At 70.0% G+C, this 24754-nt stretch carries 21 protein-coding genes; 18 read left to right on the top strand and 3 right to left on the bottom strand.

All coding sequences use genetic code 11. From position 1 onward, the window contains the following. Positions 1-49: 49 nt before the first annotated feature. Positions 50-601 carry an HIT domain-containing protein gene (locus ABZ664_RS31565; protein ID WP_362517854.1) on the top strand — a complete coding sequence of 184 codons (552 nt, stop codon included), beginning with the start codon at positions 50-52 and terminating at the stop codon, positions 599-601. On the opposite strand, the gene ABZ664_RS31560 is transcribed toward ABZ664_RS31565, so the two are convergent. From ABZ664_RS31560 to ABZ664_RS31550, 3 genes are all read right to left on the bottom strand, one after another. Next, positions 544-2796 carry a hypothetical protein gene (locus ABZ664_RS31560; protein ID WP_362517851.1) on the bottom strand — a complete coding sequence of 751 codons (2253 nt, stop codon included), beginning with the start codon at positions 2794-2796 and terminating at the stop codon, positions 544-546. The genes ABZ664_RS31565 and ABZ664_RS31560 overlap by 58 nt on opposite strands. Before the next feature lie 98 nt (positions 2797-2894). Further along, on the bottom strand, positions 2895-4493 hold the full coding sequence (locus ABZ664_RS31555) for a family 10 glycosylhydrolase (protein ID WP_362517848.1): 1599 nt from the start codon (positions 4491-4493) through the stop codon (positions 2895-2897). A 159-nt stretch (positions 4494-4652) separates the two neighbouring features. Beyond that, positions 4653-6785, bottom strand: a complete 2133-nt coding sequence (locus tag ABZ664_RS31550) for an elongation factor G-like protein EF-G2 (protein WP_362517845.1) — start codon at positions 6783-6785, stop codon at positions 4653-4655. A gap of 306 nt (positions 6786-7091) precedes the next feature. On the opposite strand from ABZ664_RS31550, the gene pgsA reads away from it, so the two are divergent. The 17 genes from pgsA (at position 7092) to ABZ664_RS31465 (ending at position 24737) form a co-directional block, all read left to right on the top strand. Further along, positions 7092-7709 (top strand): phosphatidylinositol phosphate synthase, encoded by a 618-nt coding sequence (gene pgsA / locus ABZ664_RS31545; RefSeq protein WP_362517842.1) that lies wholly within the window; start codon positions 7092-7094, stop codon positions 7707-7709. A 45-nt stretch (positions 7710-7754) separates the two neighbouring features. Further along, on the top strand, positions 7755-8678 hold the full coding sequence (locus ABZ664_RS31540) for a phosphatidylinositol mannoside acyltransferase (protein WP_362517839.1): 924 nt from the start codon (positions 7755-7757) through the stop codon (positions 8676-8678). After that, complete coding sequence (locus tag ABZ664_RS31535; protein ID WP_362517836.1) at positions 8675-9910, top strand: glycosyltransferase family 4 protein; 1236 nt, start codon at positions 8675-8677, stop codon at positions 9908-9910. Before ABZ664_RS31540 ends, ABZ664_RS31535 begins: the two co-directional genes overlap by 4 nt. After that, entirely contained in the window at positions 9907-10449 is a 543-nt protein-coding gene (locus ABZ664_RS31530) for a hypothetical protein (protein WP_362517832.1), read from the top strand. The genes ABZ664_RS31535 and ABZ664_RS31530 overlap by 4 nt, the downstream gene beginning before the upstream one ends. Positions 10450-10564: 115 nt before the next feature. Next, positions 10565-11581 (top strand): DUF3048 domain-containing protein, encoded by a 1017-nt coding sequence (locus ABZ664_RS31525; protein ID WP_362517829.1) that lies wholly within the window; start codon positions 10565-10567, stop codon positions 11579-11581. 150 nt (positions 11582-11731) lie between these two features. Beyond that, a complete protein-coding gene (pdxS, locus tag ABZ664_RS31520) occupies positions 11732-12646 on the top strand; it encodes a pyridoxal 5'-phosphate synthase lyase subunit PdxS (protein WP_362517826.1) in 915 nt (304 codons plus the stop codon). Between the two features lie 299 nt (positions 12647-12945). Continuing rightward, positions 12946-13536 carry a pyridoxal 5'-phosphate synthase glutaminase subunit PdxT gene (gene pdxT, locus ABZ664_RS31515; protein ID WP_362517823.1) on the top strand — a complete coding sequence of 197 codons (591 nt, stop codon included), beginning with the start codon at positions 12946-12948 and terminating at the stop codon, positions 13534-13536. A 3-nt stretch (positions 13537-13539) separates the two neighbouring features. Further along, positions 13540-14292 carry a YebC/PmpR family DNA-binding transcriptional regulator gene (locus tag ABZ664_RS31510; protein ID WP_362517820.1) on the top strand — a complete coding sequence of 251 codons (753 nt, stop codon included), beginning with the start codon at positions 13540-13542 and terminating at the stop codon, positions 14290-14292. 68 nt (positions 14293-14360) lie between these two features. After that, positions 14361-15638, top strand: coding sequence for a cation:proton antiporter (locus ABZ664_RS31505; protein ID WP_362517817.1), 1278 nt, complete (start codon positions 14361-14363; stop codon positions 15636-15638). A 150-nt stretch (positions 15639-15788) separates the two neighbouring features. Then, entirely contained in the window at positions 15789-16376 is a 588-nt protein-coding gene (gene ruvC, locus ABZ664_RS31500) for a crossover junction endodeoxyribonuclease RuvC (protein WP_362518057.1), read from the top strand. Next, entirely contained in the window at positions 16373-16993 is a 621-nt protein-coding gene (gene ruvA, locus ABZ664_RS31495) for a Holliday junction branch migration protein RuvA (protein ID WP_362517813.1), read from the top strand. The genes ruvC and ruvA overlap by 4 nt, the downstream gene beginning before the upstream one ends. A 46-nt stretch (positions 16994-17039) precedes the next feature. After that, a complete protein-coding gene (gene ruvB / locus ABZ664_RS31490; RefSeq protein ID WP_362517810.1) occupies positions 17040-18098 on the top strand; it encodes a Holliday junction branch migration DNA helicase RuvB in 1059 nt (352 codons plus the stop codon). A gap of 226 nt (positions 18099-18324) precedes the next feature. Continuing rightward, positions 18325-18690, top strand: a complete 366-nt coding sequence (gene yajC / locus ABZ664_RS31485; RefSeq protein WP_362517807.1) for a preprotein translocase subunit YajC — start codon at positions 18325-18327, stop codon at positions 18688-18690. Between the two features lie 84 nt (positions 18691-18774). After that, positions 18775-20538, top strand: a complete 1764-nt coding sequence (gene secD / locus ABZ664_RS31480) for a protein translocase subunit SecD (RefSeq protein ID WP_362517804.1) — start codon at positions 18775-18777, stop codon at positions 20536-20538. Then, positions 20538-21596, top strand: coding sequence for a protein translocase subunit SecF (gene secF, locus ABZ664_RS31475; RefSeq protein WP_362517801.1), 1059 nt, complete (start codon positions 20538-20540; stop codon positions 21594-21596). The genes secD and secF overlap by 1 nt, the downstream gene beginning before the upstream one ends. Before the next feature lie 188 nt (positions 21597-21784). Continuing rightward, entirely contained in the window at positions 21785-22303 is a 519-nt protein-coding gene (locus ABZ664_RS31470; RefSeq protein ID WP_350949158.1) for an adenine phosphoribosyltransferase, read from the top strand. Between the two features lie 238 nt (positions 22304-22541). Continuing rightward, on the top strand, positions 22542-24737 hold the full coding sequence (locus tag ABZ664_RS31465) for a bifunctional (p)ppGpp synthetase/guanosine-3',5'-bis(diphosphate) 3'-pyrophosphohydrolase (protein ID WP_362517797.1): 2196 nt from the start codon (positions 22542-22544) through the stop codon (positions 24735-24737). The last annotated feature ends 17 nt before the right edge of the window (positions 24738-24754 follow it).

Genomic DNA, 24754 nt, shown 5'->3' with positions numbered 1-24754 from the left:
GGGGGAGGCGCGAGACGGCGGTAATCGGCGTGGCAATATGCTGGCGGCCATGAGCAACGAGCCGGAGGCGCAACACGGGGCGGGGACACCGGACGCGTTCCAGAGACTCTGGACCCCCCACCGGATGGCCTACATCAAGGGAGCGGGCAAACCGGCGGGTTCCGGCCCCGAGGACGGCTGCCCGTTCTGCGAGATCCCCCGCATGAGCGACGAGGACGGCCTGGTCGTCGCCCGGGGAGAGAAGGTCTTCGCGCTGCTCAACCTCTACCCCTACAACTCCGGCCACCTGATGGTCTGCCCCTACCGGCACGTGCCCGACTACACGGACCTGGACGAGGCCGAGACCTTCGAGCTCGCCGACTTCACCCGGCGGGCGCTGGTGGCCCTGCGTAAGGCGAGCGGTGCGCAGGGCTTCAACGTGGGCATGAACCTGGGAGGCGTGGCAGGCGCCGGGATCGCCGCCCACCTGCACCAGCACGTGGTACCCCGGTGGGGCGGCGACACCAACTTCATGCCCGTCGTCGGCCAGACCAGGGTGCTTCCTCAGTTGCTGCGCGACACCAGGGAGTTGCTCGCCGGCTGCTGGCCCGGCTCCTCGTAGCGCGGCACGTCCTCGTCCAGCGCCTTGATGCCCGCCGACAGCGTCAGCGGCACGGCGAGTGCCAATGCCATGGACAGCACCGCGGCCCCCGAATCGTTGACCAGCATGCCGACCACCCCGCTGACCAGGGTGCCGATCAGCCCTGCCCGCAGCGCGGGGGAGTGCGCGAACGCCGCGGGCAGCACCCCCGCGCTCGCCTGCTCCGGGCGTAGCAGCGCGTAGACGAGGAAGGCCACCGCGGCGATCACGACGGGCATCAGGTTGGGGTTGAGCAGCGTACCCAGCATCGCGCCGAACTTGCGGCCGATCACCTCCAGGGCCTCTCCGGTGAACACCTGGCCGACGAAGCGGCCCAGATGCGTCTGCGAGCCCGCGGGACGCAGATAGTCGAGGTAGGCGATGGACATCACGATGACGCCGCCCGCCACGCAGAACGCGCCCAGCTTGACGATCGACACCCGCCTGCCCGCGATCAGCAGCGCGGTCACCGCGATGCCCGGCACGAACGCGATCACTCCGCCGAAGTCGCTGCCCACGCCCGGCCAGCCGCCCAGGATCATCGCGAAACCGCCCAGCACCGCCACGACGACGGCCGCGACCACACTCGCGCGGCTCCCGCCCGCCGGGTGAGCCGTCACGACGGCGACCGTGGCGCCCTCGTGCTCGGGTCGATCCTCCACGGGGGCATCGGCGTGATCGCCGAGGGCCGGCCGGTCCGCCGGCGCGTCCGCGCGGTCCGCGCGGTCGGCGCGCGTCAGCCGGTGCGCGATCGTGGCGGCGAACAGCAGCACCGAGGTGGCGAAGAGCGCGAACGGGATGTTGCCCAGCCCGTAGTAGCGGGCTCCGACCACGGCGCTGTAGCCCATCACGCTGTTGAGCTGCAGGGTCGTCCCGGTCAGCAGGTCGCCCGCCAGCACCGCCGCGGTCACCCCCGCCACCATCGCCAGCGGCCCGAGCGGCGCCCGGCGCCAGGGCCCCGCCAGCGCGGTCGCGGCCAGCAGCAGCGCGCATCCGGCGATTCCGCCGACCAGCGCGAGCACCGGCGAGCCCGCGTGATGCCAGGGGGTGAGGTTCACCAGGTACGTCGACACGGGCACCGAGGCCAGCGCGACCGCGGCGACGCGGATACCGCTCAGCCCTCGCCTGCGGCGCATCAGCAGGAAGGCGATCAGGTAGAACGCGACCTGCAGCACCGCGACGGTGGTGAAGAAGATCCCGCCCACGTCTCTTATCGTCTCCCCGGCCACGTCGGCCCGATCCAGCGCGACCCGCGCCGTCTCGGTGCCGCCGGTACGCCTCTCGGCGGCCTGCCAGGGAACCCCGATCACACCCGGCGGCGCCGCGACGCCCGTCAGGGAGAGGATCGTCGCGGTGATGTCCGGCAGGATCGTGGTGTCGTCGCGGTGAGTGGAGGCCGCGCCCAGGAAGCGGCCGGAGACGCCTTCGTCGCGCATCATCGCCACCCGCAGGTGCGGGTTGCCGCCGTGGTCGGACAGGCCCGCCAGCAGCACCCGGGTGTCCTCGGGCAGCATGCTCAGCACCGCCCCCGCCTTGGCGTCGGCGAGACGGAGCGCCGCGGCCCGCTCCCGCGCGGTGAGGCTGTCCTCCTCCCGGGGCAGCCGGTCGCCGGTCATGTACGGCCTGATGAGGTCGTCGACGTCGACGGCGATCACCCGGCACCCGGTGAGCGCGTCGGCGCGGATCTGGGCGGGGGAGGGGGCGTACACGTCGACCCTGCCCGAGCGGTCGGCGAGCGCGAGCGCGGCCCCGGGGCCGATCGCCAGTGTGCACTCACCGGCGGCGTGAACGGCCTCGCCGAGGGCGCCCGCGTTGCGCTGGCCGGCGACCCGGTGCAGGTACTCGTAGCCGGGGATGACCGCGCCCGCCTCGTCGGGCTCGGGCAGCGGGGGGAGTCCACAGCCGTGGCCGACCGCTGATCTCACCCCTGCCGACACCGTCAGCCACCCGTCGTAGGGGCAGGTGACCCTGCCGACCGTGCGGACCGAGAGGGACCCGACCGCGCTCCGCTCGGCGAGCTGCCACAGGTTCGGAGTGCCGGCGGGGCTGAGGTCACTCCACCGCAGGCCGGGAATGCCGATCAGCACCACCCGTCCGTCCACTCGAGTGGCGGACTGCGCGGCCCCCGGCCACAGCAGGCCCAGCACCACCGCGAGCGCGACAAGCGTCCGCTTCACGAACGACCTCCCCTTCAGGCTCCTGCCAGGTGCTGGAACCGTAGGGCAAGATCGTGTCACCGGTCCAGCGGGTCAGGAGACCGGCGGGGATCGGGTTCTCAGGTCCCGTTCTTGGCCGTGCTGGGATCGCTCTCGTTCTGCAGGCGGTCCAGGGCGGTGACCAGGTAGGTGCCGCCACCCGTCGCGGTGAAGGCCTGGCGGTCGCCGGCCGCCGCGGGCACGACCGCGACCAGGTTGCGGGCGTCGGCGATGGCGCAGTCTCCTGGCTTGCCCGAGGCGATCCGGTAGATCGCGTACGAACGGGCGTCCGGAGAGCTCTTCCAGGCGAGCGAGGTGCCCTGGAGCCGCACGTCGGCGGGCTTGGCCGGAGCCTGGCCGCCGCGGTCCTTCATCAGCGGCAGCAGCGCGGGGCGGCTGTAGTGGTCCTTGGCGACGCGGTCGATCGCTCCCAGCGGGTTGGTGGCGAGCTGCTTGGCGCTGAAGTAGACATCACCGGCGACCTGCTCGTACTTGCGGTTGCGCGTCAGGTGGGAGGACATCTCGCCGGGCTTGGTCCAGGCGGCGGTGTCGGTGGCGCCGACACGGTAAAGGCCCTGGCCGATGTAGAGGTGCACGCCGGTGCCCTTGACCTCGTTGGCCCACCACGGCATCAGAACGTCGTAGTCGGCGATCTTGAGTCCGCGCGGCCAGTACAGCTGGGGGATGACGTAGTCGACCGTGCCCTTCTTGATCCAGTGACGGGCGTCGGCGTAGATGGCGTCGTACGCGGACATGCCGCCGGTGGCCGAGCCGCTGGGATCTTCGGACTTGTTGCGCCAGATCCCGAACGGGCTGACACCGAACTTCACGCTGTTCCTGACCTCGTGCACGGTCTTGTCGACCTGCGCGATCAGCTTGTTGACGTTGGCGCGGCGCCAGTCGGCGAGCGTGGCGCCCTTGCCGTACTTGGCGAAGGCGGCACCGTCGGCGAACTTCGCGCCCGCGACGGGATAGGGATAGAAGTAGTCGTCGAAGTGGACCCCGTCGACGTCGTAGCGGGTCACCACGTCCTTGACGACCTTGGTGACATAGTCGCGGACCGCGGGCAGGCCGGGGTTGTAGTAGGCCAGACCCCCGTATTTCACGATCCACTCGGGGTGGAGCCGGGCGGGGTGCCCCGCGGGCAGCTTGGACAGGTCGCCGTCGGCGGACGCGCGGTAGGGGTTGAACCACGCGTGAAACTCCAGGCCGCGCCGATGGGCCTCGGCGACGAGGAAGGGCAGCGGGTCCCAGCCGGGGTCCTTGCCCACCGTGCCGGTCAGATACTGGGACCACGGCTCCAGGTCCGACTTGTACAGCGCGTCGGAGGCGGGGCGGATCTGGACGAACACCGCGTTGAACCGCCGCTTGACCGCGTCGTCGAGGATCTTGACGTACTCGGCCTGCTGGCGGGCCGGGGACAGACCGGTGCGCGAGGGCCAGTCGATGTTCTTGACCGTGGCGATCCATACTCCGCGCAGCTGCCGCTTGGGGTACTTCGCGTCGACGTCGCAGCGCGCCGAGGCGGCGGTCGTCGCGCCGGCCGTCTCGGACGAGGCCGCCGAGCTCTTGTCGCCCTTCGGCCGGGCGGGTGCGGCCTCGGGACCGAAGGTGTAGGCGGCCCCCGTGGTCAGGACGGCGAGGGCGGCAGCGGCCAGAAGAGGGCGTCCGTTTCGCATGGTTCCCCAGTGTGGCACCAGCACCGGTGTGCTCTGACCGGAAAAACGAAATCCTTTCGTGATGACTCCGTTACATGAGCGCATGTTGTGACGCGCGTGCCGGACGGTGCGCCCTTCCTGTGAGGTGGGGCACCGTCCGGCACACGCGTCACCGCTCTGTCAGCCGGTGATTTTGTCCATCAGATGTGGGGGAAGCGGCTCATAACGCAGGAAGACCCGGCGGAACGTCCCCGTCCCGTGCGACATGGATCTCAGATCGATCGAGTATCGCGTGATCTCCAGCTCGGGCACCTCGGCCCTGACCAGGGTGCGCCCGACGCCCACCGGCTCCGTGCCGAGCACGCGGCCCCTGCGCGAGGACAGGTCGGACATCACCGCGCCGACGTGGTCGTCGGCGATCAGGATGGACACCTCGTCCACCGGTTCGAGCAGCAGCATGGGCACCTTGGCCGCGGCCTCCTTCAGCGCGAGCGCCCCGGCGATCTGGAACGCCATGTCGGAGGAGTCGACCGAGTGGGCCTTGCCGTCGTACAGCGTGACCCGCACGTCCACCATGGGGTACCCGGCGAGCACGCCGCGCTGCATCTGGGTGCGGACCCCCTTCTCCACCGAGGGGATGAACTGGCGCGGCACCACACCCCCGACGATCTTGTCCACGAACTCGAAGCCGCCGCCGGACGGCAGGGGCTCGACCTCCAGGTGGCAGACGGCGAACTGGCCGTGGCCGCCGGTCTGCTTGACGTTGCGGCCCAGGGCCTGGCAGCTACCGCCGAAGGTCTCCCTGAGCGGCACCCGCAGCTCGGTCTTCTCCACCTCCACGCCGTGCCGCCTGCTCAGCCGGTCGAGGAGCACGTCGGTGTGGGCCTCGCCCATGCACCACAGCACGAGCTGGCGGGTCTCGGGGTTGTTCTCCAGCCTGAGGGTGGGGTCCTCGGCGACCAGCCGTTGCAGCGCCTGGCTCAGCTTGTCGTCGTCGGCCTTGGACCTGGGCTGGATCGCCACGGGCAGCAGCGGCTCCGGCATGGACCAGGCCGTCATCAGCAGCGGGTTGTCCCGGTCGGACAGGGTGTCACCGGTCTCCGCGCGCGACAGCTTGGCCACCGCCGCGATGTCCCCGGCCACGCACTTGGCGATCGTCCGCTGGTGCTTGCCCAGCGGCGAGGAGAGCGCGCCGATGCGCTCGTCCACGTCGTGGTCCTCGTGCCCGCGGTCGGACAGGCCGTGCCCCGAGACGTGCACCGTCATGTCCGGGCGCAGCGTGCCGGAGAAGACCCGCACCAGGCTGATCCTGCCCACGTACGGGTCGCTGGTGGTCTTGACGATCTCGGCGACGAGGGGGCCTTCGGGGTCGCAGGTGATGCCGGAGACGGGTTCGCCGCCGATCGACATGATCTCGGGCATGGGGTGCTCGGGCGGCGAGGGGAACCCCTGGGTGACGAGCTCCAGGATCTCCAGGGCGCCCACGCCCGCCCCCGCGGCCAGCACGGGGTAGAAGCCGCCGCGCGCGACGGCCTTCTCCAGGTCCTCGATGAGCGCCTTGGTGTCGATCTCCTCACCGGAGAGGTAGCGGTCCATCAGGGACTCGTCCTCGCTCTCCTGGATGACACCCTCGATCAGGGCGCCCCGGTAGAGCTCGATCTGGTCGGCGTAGGTGGGGCCGGGGGAGTTCTCCGTCCGGGTGCCGGTCGCGTAGTTGTAGAACCTCTGGCTCAGCAGGCCGATCAGGCCGTTCACCTTGCCGTTGGTCACCACCGGCAGGTAGAGCGGGGACACACCGTCGCCGAAGGCGTCCTGGCAGGCGGCGAGGGTGTCCTCGAAGTTCGCCCGCTGATGGTCGATCTTGGTGATCACGACCGCGCGGGGCATCCCGACCGCCGCGCACTCGTCCCAGATCATCCTGGTCAGGCCGTCCACGCCGTCGACGGCCGAGACGACGAACAGCGCCGCGTCGGCCGCGCGCAGTCCGGCGCGCAGGTCGCCGACGAAGTCGGCGTAGCCGGGCGTGTCCAGCAGGTTGATCTTGATGTCGTTGTGGACCACGGGGGCCACGGTCAGGTTCACCGAGCGTTGCTGGCGCACCTCGACCTCGTCGAAGTCGCTCACGGTCGTGCCGTCCTCGACCCTGCCGGGCCGCTGGACGGTCCGGGTCGCGGCCAGCAGCGCCTCCACGAGCGTTGTCTTCCCGGAGCCGGAATGGCCGACCAGCACGACGTTTCGTATCATGTCCGGCCGGTCGGCCGTGGGTGCTCTCCCCGCGGCTCCCGCTGTTCCGCCGGTCGCTCTTTCCGCCACATCGCCTCCCGCGTCGTTGCCGAAGGGGCCGCGGCCTGGTGGGGCCACACCCCCGGGGTCCGCTACCGAGCCCTCGCAGTCCTTGCGGTCCCTGCGGTCCTCATGTCGCGTGGACTCGGTCTGTTCACCAAATACCCATGTGGCGAATATCACAAGAGGGGTGAGGCGATCCTCTTGCCAGAGTGAGACCGGATCGCTAAGTGTCGGGGTCGTCCCGGCCGCCCCCGCGAACGCCGTTTCTCCGGGGCACGCCACCCCCACCGCCGACGCACGCGCGAGGGCCGGGTGGCCTACGATCGGAGCGCGATGTTGAAACTTCTGCGCCCCGCCGTCACCAGGCTCTTGACCCCGCTGGGCAGGGCACTCACCCGCCACGGGATCAGCCCCAACGCGGTCACCGCCGTCGGCACGCTCGGCACCGTCGCCGCGGCCCTGTTCTTCTACCCGAGGGGCGAGCTGTTCGCCGGTACGATGGTGATCACCTTTTTCGTGCTGGCCGACCTCCTCGACGGGGTGATGGCCAGGATGACGGGCCCCGGAAGCACCTGGGGCGCCTTCCTCGACTCCACCCTGGACCGGGTCGGCGACGCCGGCATCTTCTCCGGGCTGGTGTTCTGGTTCGTCGTGAGCGAGCAGCGGGTGCTGGCGGGGGTCGCGCTCTTCTGCCTCGTCGCGGGTGCGGTGGTCTCGTACGTCAAGGCCAGGGCCGAGGCGCTGGGCATGACGTGCGACGTCGGCTTCGCCGAGCGGCCCGAGCGTCTGGTCGTGGGCCTGGTCTCCGCGGGCCTGGGCGGTCTGGGCGTGCCCTACATCCTCGCCGCGGGGCTCTGGCTGCTCGCCGCCGCCAGCGCGGTGACGGTCGGCCAGCGCCTGCTGCACGTGCGCCGGCAGGCCGTCTCCACCCCGCCACGGACCCTCCGCTGACCAGCCACGGACCCTCCACCGACCCTCCGCCGATCGGAAAGAGCGATGACCGACAAGCCCTCCCCCCAGGATCGTCTCGTCGCGGCGGCGTTCGGCGCCGGCTGGACGATCGTGCCCCGCCTGCCGGAGAGGCTCACCGCCTGGGCCTTCCGTGCCGCCGCCGACCGGCTGTGGAAGCGTCGCGGGAAGTCGGTGCTCAGGCTTGAGGCCAACCTCGCCAGGGTCAAGGGCACCTCGCCGGGTGACCCGGCGATCCGGGCACTCAGCCGCGACGGCATGCGCTCCTACTTCCGCTACTTCCACGAGGTGTTCCGGCTGCCCTCGATTCCCGTCGACGAGCTCGTCTCCCGCATGCGGGTGGCCGGGGCCGAGCCCGTCTACGACAACCTCGCCAGGGGGCGTGGCGTGGTCCTGGCCCTGCCGCACATGGGCAACTGGGACCAGGCGGGCGCCTGGTTCGCCGGTACGGGCCACCCGTTCACCACGGTCGCCGAGCGGCTCAAGCCCGAGTCGTTGTTCCACCGCTACACGGCCTTCCGCGAAGGGCTCGGCATGGAGGTGCTGCCGCTCACCGGCGGTGACGGTCACACCTTCGGCACCCTGGCGCAGCGCCTGCGCGCCGGTCTGCCGGTCGCCCTTCCCGCCGAGCGCGACCTGACCGCGAAGGGAGTCGAGGTGCAGTTCTTCGGGGCGGCCACGCGGATGCCCGCCGGTCCCGGCCTGCTGGCCGTGCACACCGGGGCCGCTCTCATCCCGGCGATCCCCTACTTCGAGGAGAACGGCTGGGGGCTGCAGTTCCACGAGGAGATCGCGATCCCGGCCGAGGGCAGCAGGCAGGAGAAGGTGGCCGTCGTGATGCAGAGCCTCGCCACCGTCTTCGAGAAGGGCATCGCCGAGCACCCCGAGGACTGGCACATGCTCCAGCGCCTCTGGCTCGAGGACCTGGAGCCCAGGAAGGCCCGGGCATGAGGATCGGCATCGTCTGCCCCTACACGTGGGACGTGCCGGGCGGCGTCCAGGTGCACATCCGCGACCTGGCGGAGGCGCTCATGGCCGACGGCCACCACGTCTCGGTGATCTCCCCGGCCGCGGAGAACGCGGAGTTGCCCCCGTACGTGATCTCGGCCGGCCGCGCCGTCCCGGTGCCCTTCAACGGGTCGGTGGCCAGGATGTCGTTCGGATTCCTGTCGGCGAACCGGGTGCGCCGCTGGGTGCGCGAGGGCCGCTTCGACGTGCTGCACGTGCACGAACCGGCGATCCCCTCGCTGGGCCTGCTCGCCTGCTGGGTGGCGAGGGGGCCGATCGTGGCCACCTTCCACGCCTCGTACGGCAACTCCCGCTCCTTCTCGGTGGGGGTGCCGGTCATCATGAGCGCGCTGGAGAAGATCGGCGGCAGGATCGCCGTCTCCGACGCCGCGAGGAAGACCCTGGTCGAGTTCATGGGCGGCGACGCCGTGCTCATCCCCAACGGGGTGACGGTGAGCCGCTACACCGAGGGCGAGCGGCTCCCCGGCTGGGACGAGGGCGAGGTGATCGGCTTCCTGGGCCGGATGGACGAGCCGCGCAAGGGCCTGCCGGTGCTGCTGGAGGCGTTCGCCCTGCTCGCCGCCGAGCGGCCGTCGCTGCGTCTGCTCCTGGCGGGGCCCGGCGACGCCGACGAGGTGCTGGAGCGGGTTCCGGCCGCGTTTCATGATCGGATCGGCCTGCTCGGCATGGTGAGTGAGGAAGACAAGGTGCGCGCCTACCACACCGTCGACGTCTTCTGCGCGCCCAACCTGGGCGGTGAGAGCTTCGGCATCGTGCTGACCGAGGCGATGTCGGCGGGCGCGGCGATCCTGGCGAGTGACATCCCGGCCTTCCGCAAGGTGCTCGACGACGGCGGGGCGGGGGCGTTGTTCGAGACGGGCGACGCCGCGTCGCTCGCCCGCGAGGCCGCCGCGCTGCTCGACGATCCCGAACGTCGGGCCAGGCTGTCGCAGGCCGCCCGCCACGCCGTGCGCAAGTACGACTGGTCGACGGTGGCCCGCGACGTCCTGCGGGTCTACGAGACCGTGGCGAGCACGGCCGGGGTCGAGGAGGACGCGGTGACAGGTCCGGCGGAGGGCCCTGCGGAAGGCGCGGTGGCGGGCGTGGGCCCGGCCGGGGGCGGAGCCGGGGGAGAGTCGGCGAGTACGCCGGCCGAGAGGAATGACGCGCTGTGACGACGACCACGCTGGTCCTGGTGGCGGGCGCGATCGTGGTGCTTCTCGCCGTCTACATCTCCTGGCGGGCGGGGCGGCTCGACCGGCTGCACATCCGGCTGGAGCTGGCCCGCGAGTCCCTGGACGCCGCCCTGGTGCGGAGGACCGCCGTCAGCCTGGAGCTGGCGGCCTCCCGGCTGCTGGACCCGGCGACGAGCCTGGTGCTGGCCGCGGCCGCCCACGAGGCCCGTACGGCGGGCCCCGAGGAGCGCGAGCACGCCGAGAGCGACCTGTCGCGCGCCCTGCGCGCCGTCGTCGACCAGGAGCGCTTCCGTGACCGGCTGGCCGACACCCCGGCCGGATCGGAGCTGATCGAGGAGCTGGACGCCGCTGTGGCGAAGGTCCTGTACTCCCGGCGGTTCTACAACAACGCGGTGAGCGTCACCCGGACGGCGCAGCGCCGCTGGCTGGCCCGCACGCTGCGGCTGGCGGGGCACACCGAGTATCCGGCCTTCTTCGAGATCGACGATGTACCCCCGAAGGCCCTGGCTGCTGAATAGGGATAAATAAGGCGCACATAAACTGGAGTATCTGACAAGTCGGACACCGGTAAGCTCTTGGCGATTCTTGACTGAGTGATCGAGTGACCGAGTGGCCGACTTGAGGAGATGAGCCGTGCGGGTGTCCCGGATGATCGCCGTCACGCTGGCGGGAGTCGCGATCCTTGCCCCGGCCGCGGCCTGTTCCTCCGACGGGCCGGCCTCGCCGGGAAGCCCCGCGGGCGCGGCAGGCGAGCCGAGCGCGGACCCGACCCCCACGCCCGAGCCGACGCACCCCTTCACCGGCCTGCCCGGCGCGGCGCGCAGGGCGGTGCTCGCGGTGAAGATCGAGAACACCTCGGCGGGCAAGCCGCAGCTCGGCCTGAAAAGCGCCGACATCGTCTACGTCGAGCAGGTCGAGGCGGGTCTCACCCGCCTGATGGCGATCTTCTCCTCGAAGATCCCGGCCAAGGTCGGCCCGGTCCGCAGCGCCCGCATCTCCGACCTGCACATCGTCCCGCAGTTCGGCAGGCCGGCCTTCGCCTACTCGGGCGCGCAGACCAAGATGCTCCCCTTCATCGCCGAGGCCCCGCTCTTCGACGTCTCCGACAGCAGGGAGCCGGGCGCTTACTTCCGCCAGCCGGGACGCTACGCCCCCTACAACCTGTTCGCCAACACCAAGGATCTGCTGGCAGGGGCGCCCAAGGCGAGCAAGGCCAAGGACGTCGGGTTCACCTTCGGCGAGGCCCCCGAGGGCGGCGTGTCGCGCAAGACGTACAGCGTGAAGTACCCGGCGGCGCGCTTCACCTTCGGCTGGTCGGAGACGGCGGGCAAGTGGCTGATCTGGCAGGACGGCAAGAAGGACATGGCGGCCGAGGGCGGCCAGCTCGGCGCGCCCACGATCGTCGTGCAGTACACCAAGACGGAGCGCTCGCAGTTTCACGACAAGAACCAGAGCTACACCCCGCTGGTGCACAGCACGGGCAAGGGCAGGGCGATCGTGCTCCGCGACGGGCAGGCGTTCAAGGCCCGCTGGTCGCGGCCGGACGAGAAGGACGGCACCGTCTTCACCACCGAGACGGGCGAGCCGATGAACTTCGCCCCGGGGCAGGTCTGGATCGTGCTCGCCTCCGCCAAACCCGTCATCCCCTGACGCGCAAGCCCTACATACTGTCCAAGAAGATCGCCCAAGGGCGACAGGGCGTCGTGTAAGGGGTCAGGCCGCCAGCGCCTACGATGGAAGACGTACTGGCCGTCCCCGGACGGCTCGTGTCCGCAGCCAGCCGTCGTGAGGTAGAAGACCGTGTCCAGCAGCACGCCCGAAGTCAGCGAGACGACCGTCACCGGAACCGCCCGGGTCAAGCGCGGCATGGCAGAGATGCTCAAGGGCGGCGTCATCATGGACGTCGTCAACGCCGAGCAAGCCAAGATCGCCGAAGATGCCGGTGCCGTCGCCGTCATGGCCCTTGAGCGGGTGCCCGCCGACATCCGCGCCCAGGGCGGCGTCTCCCGGATGAGCGACCCCGACATGATCGACGGCATCATCGCCGCCGTCTCGATCCCGGTCATGGCCAAGGCCCGCATCGGCCACTTCGTCGAGGCGCAGGTGCTCCAGTCGCTCGGCGTCGACTACATCGACGAGTCCGAGGTGCTCACCCCCGCCGACTACACCAACCACATCGACAAGTGGCAGTTCACCGTGCCCTTCGTCTGCGGTGCGACCAACCTGGGTGAGGCGCTGCGCCGCCTCACCGAGGGCGCGGCGATGATCCGCTCCAAGGGAGAGGCCGGCACCGGCGACGTCTCCAACGCCACCACCCACATGCGCAAGATCAGGGGCGAGATCAAGCGTCTGGGCTCACTGCCCGAAGACGAGCTCTACGTCGCGGCCAAGGAGCTCCAGGCGCCGTACGAGCTGGTCGCCGAGGTCGCCAGGACCGGCAAGCTGCCGGTCGTGCTGTTCACCGCCGGCGGCATCGCCACCCCGGCCGACGCGGCGATGATGATGCAGCTCGGCGCCGAGGGCGTGTTCGTCGGCTCGGGCATCTTCAAGTCCGGCAACCCCGCCGAGCGTGCCTCTGCGATCGTCAAGGCCACCACCTTCCACGACGACCCCGATGTCATCGCGAAGGTCTCCCGGGGGCTGGGCGAGGCGATGGTCGGCATCAACGTCGACGACATCCCGGCCCCGCACCGGCTGGCCGAGCGCGGCTGGTAGGGCTTTCAGAGCTTTCAGGGCTTTCTTCGGGGGGCAGGGAGCCTTCGGGAAGCCCGATGAGACTCCGGGAAAAGGGCGATCTCCGTCATGGGGGTCGCCCTTCCTCCGCAGGGGGCCGATCTCGTGGTCACGTGCTCCGCGATCCCGCCCCGAGGAGCACGGCGCCGCCGCCGGGGAACGGGGCCGGGCCGTCACGGCCCGGATTTCCGAGCCGAACCGGAGCACGAACCGGTTTGGGGCCGTCCGAGGGGTGGCCATACGCTGAAGGGGCACTCCAGCCGCAGCGGGAAGGACCATCGGTGACCATCGTCCCCACGATCGGCGTGTTCGCGCTGCAAGGAGACGTGCGCGAGCACATTCGCTCCCTGGAGGCGGTGGGCGCGAGAGCGGTCACCGTACGGCGCCCCCGCGAGCTGGAGGCGGTCGACGGCCTCGTCATCCCCGGCGGGGAGTCCACCACGATGTGGAAACTCGCAGAGACCTTCGAACTGCTCGAACCACTTCGGATGCGGATCAAGGCGGGGATGCCCGCCTACGGCTCCTGCGCCGGGATGATCATGCTGGCCGACCGGATCGAGGGCGGGATCGAAGGCCAGCAGACGATCGGGGGCATCGACATGGTCGTCCGCCGCAACGCCTTCGGCCGCCAGGTCGACTCCTTCGAGGCCGACATCGACTTCGCCGGTCGCGGCACCACGCGGGCCGTCTTCATCCGCGCCCCCTGGGTGGAATCCGTGGGTTCGGAGGTCGAAGTGCTGGCGCTGGCCGAACCTGGGGATAGGATCGTCGCGGTCCGTCAAGGACCGTTGCTCGCCACGTCCTTCCACCCGGAACTTACCGGGGATGTCGGTGTGCATTCATATTTCGCTGAGATGGTGAGGGAGCTCTAGGCGATGTCCGGCCACTCCAAATGGGCGACGACGAAGCACAAGAAGGCCGCGCTCGATTCCAAGCGCGGCAAGCTGTTCGCCAAGCTCATCAAGAACATCGAGGTCGCGGCTCGGACGGGCGGACCCGATCCGGACGGCAACCCGACGCTGTACGACGCCATCACCAAGGCGCGCAAGAGTTCGGTCCCGATCGACAACATCGAGCGTGCCCGTAAGCGCGGCGGTGGTCTCGAGGCCGGCGGCGCCGACTGGCAGACCATCATGTACGAGGGTTACGCCCCCGGCGGTGTCGCGGTGCTGATCGAGTGCCTCACCGACAACCGCAACCGCGCCGCCTCCGAGGTCCGCGTCGCGCTGACCCGCAACGGCGGCTCGCTGGCCGACCCCGGCTCGGTGTCCTACATGTTCAACCGCAAGGGCGTCGTGCTCGTCCCCAAGGGCGAGCTGGCCGAGGACGACGTGCTGGTCGCGGTCCTCGACGCGGGCGCCGAGGAGGTCAACGACCTGGGCGACCAGTTCGAGGTCGTCTCGGAGGCCACCGACCTCGTCCCGGTCCGCAAGGCCCTGCAGGAGGCCGGGATCGACTACGACTCGGCCGAGTCCAGCTTCATGCCGACGCTGAACGTCCCGCTGGACGAGGAGGGCGCCCGCAAGGTCTTCAGGCTGATCGACGCCCTTGAGGACAGCGACGACGTGCAGAACGTCTGGGCCAACTTCGACGTCTCCGACGAGGTCATGGAGAAGCTCGACGCGTAGTCCGAGATTTCGGACCTCGCACTGCTCGTGAGGTTTGTCCGCGTGGTCCAGGGCAGATCACGCGGACAATGGGCAATCCTGACCTCATCTTCGCCGTGGCGGGCGTTGCCGCGCTGCTCGCGGCCACACTGCCGCGACTTCTCAACCGCCGCCCCTTCTCGCTGCCCCTCGCCTGCCTGCTGGTCGGCCTGGTCCTCTACGCCCTGCCCCTGGAACTGCCCGATCCCGATCCGGTGGTCCATCGGACACTGGTCGAGCACGTCACCGAGATCTGCGTGCTGGTCTCGCTCATGGGCGCGGGGCTGGCCATCAACCGTCCCTTCGGGCGGCGCGGCTGGTCCTCGACCTGGCGCCTGCTCGGGTGGACGCTCCCGCTCACCGTCCTCGCCGTGGCCGCCGCCGCGTACGGCCTGCTCGGCTGGCCCCTCGCGGCGGCGTTGCTGCTGGGCGCGGTCCTCGCGCCGACCGACCCGGTGCTCGCCTCCGACGTGCAGGTCGGCGAGCCCGTCGACTCGGAGAAGGCCGACGACGAGGTCCGCTTCGCCCTCACCTCCGAGGCGGGCCTCAACGACGGCCTGGCCTTCCCTCTGGTGTACGCCGCCATCGCGCTGGCCGTCAGCGGGGGGACCGACTGGATCGGCGAGTGGGCGCTGGTGGACCTGCTCTACCGGTGCGTCGCGGGCGTGGTGTGCGGCCTGCTGATCGGCAAAGGGCTGGGGCGGCTGTTCTTCCGTGCCGAGAAGCCCGACCTGCGGCTGGCCGAGCACCGCGACGGCTTCGTGGCGCTGGCCGCGACGTTCCTGGCCTACGGCCTCACCGAGCTGGTGCACGGGTACGGCTTCATCGCGGTGTTCGTGACCGCCTGCGCCATCAGGGCGGCCGAGCGCAGCCACGGCTACAACGGGGTGCTGCACGGCTTCATAGAGCAGATCGAGCGGCTGTTCACCGCCTGGCTGCTCCTGCTGCTCGGAGGCTTCGTCGCGGTGGGAGGCCTGTCCGCGCTCACCTGGCGGGGCGCCGCGGTCGGCCTGTTGCTGCTGCTCGTCATCCGGCCGCTGCTCGGGTGGCTCTCCATGCTGAGAGGCAGGGCGGGGCCGCGCGAGCGCGCCGTGGCGGCGTTCTTCGGTGTCCGCGGCATCGGCTCGTTGTTCTACCTCGCCTACGCCCTCGGCCAGGCCGACTTCGGCGTACCCGCCGAGGAGATCTGGGCCGTGGTCGCCTTCACCGCGGTGGCCTCCCTGGTGATCCACGGAATCTCGGCCTCGCCGGTGATGAACCGCCTGGACCTGCTGCGCGACAGGGCAGGGAACGACCGTGACGCCGAACCCGCCACCCAGCACCTGTGAGACGGATCCCCTGGAGCCGGTGAGCCGGCGCCCGCCGCTCCGCCTTCCGACGGGCCGTGGGAGAGCGGTGCGCGGGATGCTCTCACGCGGTAGAGTCTGCCACCGAACAGATGTTCGGCGAGCGGAGGCGTGTCGGTGCGATTGCCCGAGTTGCGGGTGATGGGGGTTGATCCGGGGCTCACCCGATGCGGGCTCGGCGCCGTCGAGGGGCGGCCCGGCGCACCGCTGAGCCTGATCGGAGTGGGGGTCGTCCGCACCCCCGCCGACGACGAGATCGGCGCCCGGCTGGTGGCGATCGAGGCGGGCATCGAGCAGTGGCTCGACGAGGTCCGGCCCGACGCGGTGGCCGTGGAGCGGGTCTTCGCCCAGCACAACCTCAGGACCGTGATGGGCACCGCCCAGGCCTCCGCCGTGGCGATCCTGTGCGCCTCCCGCAGGGGCCTGCCGGTCGCGCTGCACACGCCGTCCGAGGTCAAGGCCGCCATCACCGGCAGCGGCACGGCGGACAAGCGGCAGGTCGGCACGATGGTGACCCGCCTGCTGCGGCTGGACGCGATGCCCAAGCCCGCCGACGCCGCCGACGCGCTCGCCCTCGCGATCTGCCACGTGTGGCGGGGCGGGGCACAGAGCAGGCTGGCCGAGGCCGCCGCGAAGGCCGCCAGTGGTCCCGGCACGACCCCCGCCGCCTACTTCCGAGGTCGTGGCAGGGCCGGACACCCGAGAGGAACCGCGAAGTGATCGCCTCGGTGCGAGGACAGGTGACCGCGATCGCGCCCGACGGTGCGGTCGTCGAGGTCGGCGGGGTGGGAGTCCTCGTGCACTGCACGCCGGGCACCCTGGCGACGCTCAGGACGGGGGAGGAGACCAGGCTGGCCACCTCGCTGGTGGTCCGCGAGGAGTCGCTCACGCTGTTCGGCTTCGCCACCGAGGACGAGCGCGGCACCTTCGAGATGCTGCAGACGGCGAGCGGGGTCGGCCCCAAGGTCGCCCTCGCGATGCTGGCCGTGCACACTCCCAACGCGCTCCGGGTGGCCGTGGCCTCCGCCGACGTCAAGGCGCTGACCAGGGTTCCCGGGGTGGGGCCGAAGGGTGCCCAGCGGATCATCGTCGACCTCAAGAACAAGCTCGGCACTCCCGAGGAGGCCGTCAGCGCCGCACTCGACGGCAGGGCCGTCGCGCCCGCCTGGCGGGGGCAGGTCCACTCGGGGCTGGTCGGTCTGGGCTACTCGGCGCGAGACGCCGACGAGGCGGTCGCCACCGTCGAGCCCCAGGCCGACGCCGAGATGGCCGAGGGCCGCACCCCTCAGGTGGCGCCCCTGCTCAAGGCCGCCCTTCGCGCACTGAGCGTGCGATGAGGGGTGCGGGTGGTTCCGCCGTACGGCGGGACGAGGGAGGGGTGTCGTGAGTTCCGACCGTGATCTGGTGTCGCCGGACGCCGAGGGCGACGAGAGATATATCGAGGCGGCTCTGCGGCCCAAGCGGCTGGAGGAGTTCATCGGCCAGGCACGGGTGCGCGAGCAGCTGTCGCTGGTGTTGCAGAGCGCGTTGCGACGCAACAGGCCGCCGGATCACGTGCTGATGAGCGGCGGCCCCGGACTGGGCAAGACGACCCTCTCCATGATCATCGCGACCGAGCTCTCCGTACCCATCCGGATCACCTCCGGCCCCGCGCTGGAGCGGGCCGGCGACCTCGCGGCGATCCTGTCGACCCTCTCGGAGGGCGAGGTCCTTTTCATCGACGAGATCCATCGCATGGCGAGGCCCGCCGAGGAGATGCTCTACCTCGCGATGGAGGACTTCCGCGTCGACATCGTGGTGGGCAAGGGGCCGGGGGCGACCGCGATCCCACTGGAGATCGCCCCGTTCACCCTGGTCGGCGCCACCACCCGGGCCGGCATGCTCCCCGCGCCGCTGCGCGACCGCTTCGGTTTCGTCGCGCACATGGACTTCTACGGGGTCGCCGAGCTGGAGGAGGTGTTGCACCGCTCCTCGCGCCTGCTGGGCGTCGCGCTCCCCGGCGACGCCGCCCGCGAGATCGCCGGCCGTTCCCGGGGCACCCCCCGCATCGCCAACCGTCTGCTGCGCCGGGTCCGCGACTTCGCCGAGGTACGCGCCGAGGGTGTGGTCACCCGGGATGTCGCCTCCGCCGCGCTCAACCTCTACGAGGTCGACGCCGAAGGGCTCGACCGGCTCGACCGGGCGGTGCTCGGAGCACTGCTGCGCAAGTTCGGCGGCGGGCCGGTGGGGCTGTCGACGCTGGCGGTGGCCGTGGGGGAGGAGCCCGAGACGGTCGAGGTGGTCGCCGAGCCGTTCCTGGTGCGGCAGGGACTCCTCGCCCGCACCCCCCGCGGCCGGGTCGCGACCGCCGCGGCCTGGACCCACCTGGGTCTGGTTCCCCCGCCCGACGCCTTCGGTGCCTCGTTTCTCATCGATCTTGAGGATGATCCCGGGCAAATCTAACGTTGAGAGTCGGTAGGGAAGTCGTACGGGGTTGATCACAGAACGATGACAACTGTATCGAAATGGGAACTTCCCTGCGAGCCGAATCGTGACTTCGTTGCCGCGCTCTTAACAGCTCGCCTAAACTCCGAGCCTTGGCTGGCTGTGTAGGCTGACGTGCTGAGCGGCGTGGTCGTATGTGACGTCCGGTTTCCGCCGGTCAATCTTCAAGAAAAGGAGCGGCCCTGTGGGCGGCAACTATTCGAGCCTGATCATGATCGCTCTCATGGTCGTGGTGTTCTACTTCCTGCTTATCCGGCCGCAGCGCAAGCGGCAGCAGGAGCAGGTCAAAATGCAGAACAGTCTCACACCGGGCACCGGTGTCATGACCACGACGGGTCTCTTCGGGACCGTGGTGGCCATCGACAACGAGGACGTGATCCTGGAGATCGCCCCCGGTGTGGAGACTCGCTGGGTCAAGGCGGCGATCGGCCGTGTCCTGGTTCCCGTTGACGACGCGGAGGAGGAGAATGTCAAGGCTGCCGACCGCGATTTCGCGGAGACGGCGGAACAGCAGGGTGCAGACCACGACACGACGAGCAAGAAGCCGTGAGTAGCCTCACCTCCCACCCCCTATAACCGAAAGAACTGACGACCAGTGGCCCGACCGACTAGCGGCCAGAGCAGACCGGGGCGCATGCTCCTGGTGCTTCTGGCGATCATTCTCGCCATGGGCGGGACGATGCTCCTCAACAAGGCGTACACGCCGGAGTATGGCCTCGACCTCGCCGGCGGCACGACCGTGACGCTCCAGCCCATCACGCCGAACGGGGGCGCTCCCTCACAGGAGAGCCTCGACCTCGCCGTGAACATCATCCGTGAGCGGGTGAACGGCAGCGGCATCTCCGACGCCGAGGTCGCCAAATCCGGTGACAACATCGTCATCTCCGTTCCCGGAGCAGGCCAGGAGGAAGTCGTCAAGCTGGTCGGCACCACCGCGGAGCTGAGGTTCCGCCAAGTGCTGGCGATCGGGGCCGGGTCACCTCCGCCCCCGGGGCAGCTCTCCACCGAGGCGCCGACGCCGACGCCGTCTCCTTCGAGCACCGAATCCGGGCGTAAGGGGTCCAAGGAGCCCAAGCCCGCCGAGTCGGTGACTCCGAAGCCCGACGCGACCGCCGCGCCCGACACGGGCGCCTCTCCGGCCGGTCGCGCCCTGTCGTCGGCACTCACCAACCCGAGCCCCGGCGCCACCGCCGCGCCCTCCGCCGAGCCGAGCGGTGACAAGTCCGCCAAGCCGGACGCGAGTGCCGCGCCCGAGACCAGCGCCGTGCCGACGGCTCCGCCGACGGCGGCCGACGACCCGATGGCGGGCGTCGACCCCACCGGGATCGACCCGGAGGCGCTCAAACAGTTCCAGGCGCTCGACTGCGCCAAGGACGCGGGCCGCGGTGCCCAGGACGCGCCGGACAAGCAGTACGTGGGCTGCAGCCAGGACGGCGGCACCAAGTTCGTGCTGGAGAAGGCGGCCGTCACCGGCACCTCGATCGACACCGCGTCCTCCGGCGTCGACCAGACCACCGGTGAGTGGCTCGTCCAGCTCTCCTTCAAGGGCCAGGGCCCCGACCAGTGGTCGAAGGTCACCACCACCGCCTTCAACTCGCAGGCCCCCCGCAACCAGGTCGCCATGGTCCTCGACGGTGTGATCATCTCCGCGCCCGTCATCCAGGAGCCCATCACCGGCGGCCGGGCGCAGATCTCCGGCAGCTTCAACCAGGTGACGGCCGACGAGCTGGCCAACCAGCTCAAGTACGGCGCGCTGCCGCTGAAGTTCGAGAAGAGCTCCATCGAGGAGGTCTCCTCCACGCTGGGCGCCGACCAGCTGCGCGGCGGCCTCATCGCGGGCGCGATCGGCCTCCTGCTGGTCGTGATCTACTCGATGCTCTACTACCGGGGTCTGGGCGTCGTGTCGGTGCTGAGCCTCCTGGTGGCCACGATCCTGACCTACCAGTCCGTCGTGCTGCTCGGCGTCTTCGCGGGCTTCCGCCTCTCGCTGCCGCACGTCATCGGACTGATCGTCTCGATCGGTATCACCGCGGACTCGTTCATCGTCTACTTCGAACGCATCCGCGACGAGATGAAGGAGGGCCGGCGCTCGCTGCGTACGGCCATCGAGGTCGCCTGGGTTCGCGCCCGGCGGACGATCCTCATCGCCGACGCCGTCATGTTCATCGCCGCCGTGGTGCTCTACTTCCTGGCGGTCGGAGGCGTGGCCGGCTTCGCCTTCGCCATGGGCCTGACCACGCTCATCGACATCGCGGTGGTGTTCATGTTCACCAAGCCGTTCGTCGCGATGCTGGCCAAGCTGAAGTTCTTCGCCAAGGGGCACAAGCTCTCCGGGCTCGACGCCGAGCGCATGAGCGAGACCACCGTCGCACCCAAGACCGTTCCGCAGGAGGCCTGATGTCCGGCATCGCGCGCCGGCTGTACCGGGGCGAAATCGACGTCGACTTCGTCGGCCGCCAGAAGCTCTGGTACTCCCTTTCCGCAATCCTGCTGCTGGTCTCCATCGCCGGTCTGGTCGTCAACGGCCTCAACCTGGGCGTGGAGTTCAAGGGCGGGTCCGTCTTCTCCTTCAAGGCCCCGACCGCCAACATCGAGCAGGTGCGCGCCACGTTCACCGAGGCCGGTGCGCACCAGATCATCGCGCAGACGACCCAGAACGGCTGGCGGGTCACCACCGAGAGCCTCCCGGCCGACCAGGTCACCGCGGTGCAGAAGGCGGTGGCCACCGAGTTCAAGATGCCGGCGGACCAGGTCAACCTGCAGGTCATCGGCGCCTCGTGGGGCGGTCAGGTGGCCAACAAGGCCATCATCGGGCTGATCGTCTTCATGTTGGCGATCATCCTGTACCTGACGATGGCCTTCGAGTGGAAGATGGCGCTGGCCGCCGTCGTGGCGCTGCTGCACGACCTGGTGATCACCGCCGGTGTCTACGCCTGGTCCAACTTCGAGGTCACCCCGGCGACCCTGCTGGGCTTCCTCACGATCCTCGGATACTCGCTGTACGACGCCGTCGTCGTCTTCGACATGATCAAGGAGGTCACCGCCAAGCTCGGCACGAACTCCAAGCTGACCTACACCGAGGCCGCCAACAACGCGCTGAACCACACGCTGATCCGGTCGCTGAACACCACCCTGGTGGCGATCCTGCCGGTCGCGGCGATCCTCTTCATCGGCACCACGCTCTTCGGTGCCGGAACGTTGAAGGACCTGTCGCTGGCCCTGTTCGTCGGCATGCTCGTCGGCACCTACTCCTCGCTGTGCGTCGCGACACCGCTGCTGGTCACGCTCAAGGAGCGCGAGCCGCGCTACCAGGCGCTCGCCCGCAGGATCGCCTCCCGCGGGGGGAGTTCCGGGATCAAGACGGTGCGTCAGCCGGTCGCCGCCGGGGCCTCCAACGGCGCCGCCACGGTCGTCGGCGGAGCCGACTCCGCCGGCGGCAAGCGGAAGAAGAAGTAAGTACGGGCACGTCCGCGCCTCCGCTCCCCTCGCAGGGAGCGGAGGCGTTTTCCTTACCCTCCAGCCCCTTCGGCTCTTCCCGGACCTTGCGACACTCGCGGTCAGAGCCCTTCCGACACGACACCCTCCGGACACCGCCGGGCCGCCCCGGTGTCCTCCGCCCCGACACCTCCACAGGAGCGCCGCCCATGACCGAACTGAGCAGCCTGATCCTCGACCGTATCCGCGACGTGCCCGACTACCCGCAGCCCGGGGTGCTGTTCAAGGACATCACCCCCCTGCTCGGCGACCCGGTGGCGTTCACCGCGGTGATCGAGGAACTGGCCGGGCTGTACGAGGTGGACAAGATCGTCGGCATCGAGGCGCGGGGTTTCATCCTGGCGGCCCCGGTCGCCGTCCGGGCGGGCGCGGGCTTCGTCCCGGTACGGAAGAAAGGCAAACTGCCCTCCGAGACGCTTGAGGCGTCCTACGATCTGGAGTACGGCTCCGCCGTCATCGAGGTCCACCGGGACGCCTTCGCACCCCAGGAGCGCGTTCTCATCGTCGACGACGTGCTCGCCACGGGAGGTACGGCGTGCGCGACGGTGGAGCTGGTCCGCAGGGCGGGCGCCGACGTCGTCGCCATCGCCGTGCTCATGGAGCTGGCCTTCCTCAAGGGCCGGGAGCGTCTGACCGACGTGGAGTTGCACTCCCTCGTCGTCGTCTGATCGCCCCCGCGAACGAAAGCACACAACCTGGTCTGGATACACTGTAGGGATCTGGACTCGAACGTAAGGAGTCTGAGTGCCCCGCGATGTGGTCGTCCCCGACGTGACCGCCGACGGTGGCGGTCCCGAGACGGCCGTCCCAGCAGGCGATGCCGGCTCCGCCGTGTCCGGAGCCGCTGAGGAGAAGCCGGCGGTAAGGCGAAGGCTCGCACGTCTTGGGGGGCAATGGGGTGGCGGTATGAATCCGGTCCTGGAGCCGCTGTTTCGTACGGTCCGCGCGACCCACCCGAAGGCGGACCTGCGGCTCATCGAGCGCTCCTACGACGTGGCGGCCTACCATCACCGCGACCAGAAGCGCAAGAGCGGTGATCCGTACATCACCCACCCGCTGGCGGTGGCCACGATCCTGGCCGAGCTCGGCACCGACGACGAGACGCTGTGCGCGGCGCTGCTGCACGACACCGTCGAGGACACCGCCTACAGCCTGGACGAGCTGCGTTCGGACTTCGGCGACAACATCGCGCTGCTGGTCGACGGCGTCACCAAGCTCGACAAGGTCAAGTTCGGTGCCGCGGCCGAGGCCGAGACCGTGCGCAAGATGGTCGTGGCGATGTCGCGCGACATCCGGGTGCTGGTGATCAAGCTCGCCGACCGGCTGCACAACATGCGCACCATGCGTTACCTGCCCGAGCACAAGCGGCACCAGAAGTCGCGGGAGACTCTGGAGATCTTCGCGCCGCTCGCCCACCGGCTGGGCATGAACACCATCAAGTGGGAGCTGGAGGACCTCGCGTTCGCCATGCTCTACCCCAAGCGGTACGACGAGATCGCCCGGATGGTGTCGGAGCGGGCCCCGCGCAGGGACCTGTTCCTGCAGGAGGTCATCGAGAAGGTCTCCGGTGACCTGCGCGACGCCAAGATCCGCGCGGCCGTCAAGGGACGCCCCAAGCACTACTACTCCGTCTACCAGAAGATGATCGCCAGGGACGTCGCCTTCGACGACATCTACGACCTGGTGGGCATCCGGGTGCTGGTCGACTCGGTCCGCGACTGCTACGCGGCGCTCGGCACGATCCACGCGCGATGGAACCCGGTCCCCGGCCGGTTCAAGGACTACATCGCGATGCCCAAGTTCAACATGTACCAGTCGTTGCACACCACGGTCATCGGCCCCGAGGGCAAGCCGGTGGAGTTGCAGATCCGCACCCACGGCATGCACCACAGGGCCGAGTACGGCGTGGCGGCGCACTGGAAGTACAAGGAGGACATGACCATCTCGGGGCCTCCCGGGGCGAAGCTGAAGCCCGCCAGCGACATGGCATGGCTGCGCCAGCTTCTCGACTGGCAGAAGGAGACCGCCGACCCGGGAGAGTTCCTGGAGTCGCTCAGGTTCGACCTGTCGGTCTCGGAGGTCTACGTCTTCACCCCCAGGGGCCAGGTCATCGCCCTGCCGGAGAACGCGACGCCCGTCGACTTCGCCTACGCCGTGCACACGGAGGTCGGCCACCGCTGCATCGGGGCGAGGGTCAACGGTCGCCTGGTGCCCCTGGAGTCACGCCTGGGCAACGGCGACACCGTGGAGATCTTCACCTCCAAGTCGCCGGACGCGGGCCCTTCGCGCGACTGGCTGAAGTTCGTCAAGTCCGGCCGGGCCCGCAACAAGATCCGGCAGTGGTTCTCCAAGGAGCGCCGCGAGACCGCGATCGAGGCGGGCAAGGAGGCGATCGGCCGCGCGATGCGCAAGCAGGGCCTGCCGTTGCAGCGCCTGATGTCCGGAGAGTCCCTCCTGGCCCTCGCCAGGGACCTGCGCTACCCGGACGTCTCCGCGCTCTACGCGGCCGTCGGTGAGGGCCACGTGGCCGCGCAGACGGTCGTGCAGAAGCTCGTGACGTCCATCGGGGGCGTGGAGGGTGCCGAGGACGACATCGCCGAGACCTCCGTACCGACCAAGCTGCGCGGGCGCCCTCGCGGCAGCGGCGGCGCGGGTGTGGTCGTCGCGGGCGACTCCGACGTCTGGGTGCGTCTCTCACGATGTTGCACGCCCGTACCCGGTGACGAGATCGTCGGCTTCGTCACCCGCGGGCACGGCGTGTCGGTGCACCGCACCAACTGTCCGAACATGGACCAGCTCCAGTCCGAGCCCGACCGCCTGGTCGAGGTCGCCTGGTCCGCCGCCGACGACTCGGTGTTCCTGGTCGCGCTGCAGGTCGAGGCGCTCGACCGGCCCCGCCTGCTCTCCGACGTGACCCGCACCCTCTCCGACCAGCACGTCAACATCCTGTCGGCGTCGGTGACGACCTCCAGGGACAGGGTGGCGATCAGCAAGTTCACCTTCGAGATGGGCGACCCCAAGCACCTGGGCCACGTCCTGAAGGCCGTCCGCAACATCCAGGGTGTCTACGACGTCTACCGGGTCAGCGGCGCCAGTTCCTGAGGTTCTCCCGCTCCGTC

Origin of the sequence: Streptosporangium sp. NPDC006930 (assembly GCF_040635605.1) — a bacterium.
Lineage (GTDB): Bacteria > Actinomycetota > Actinomycetes > Streptosporangiales > Streptosporangiaceae > Streptosporangium.
This window is presented reverse-complemented; position numbering and strand designations above follow the sequence as displayed.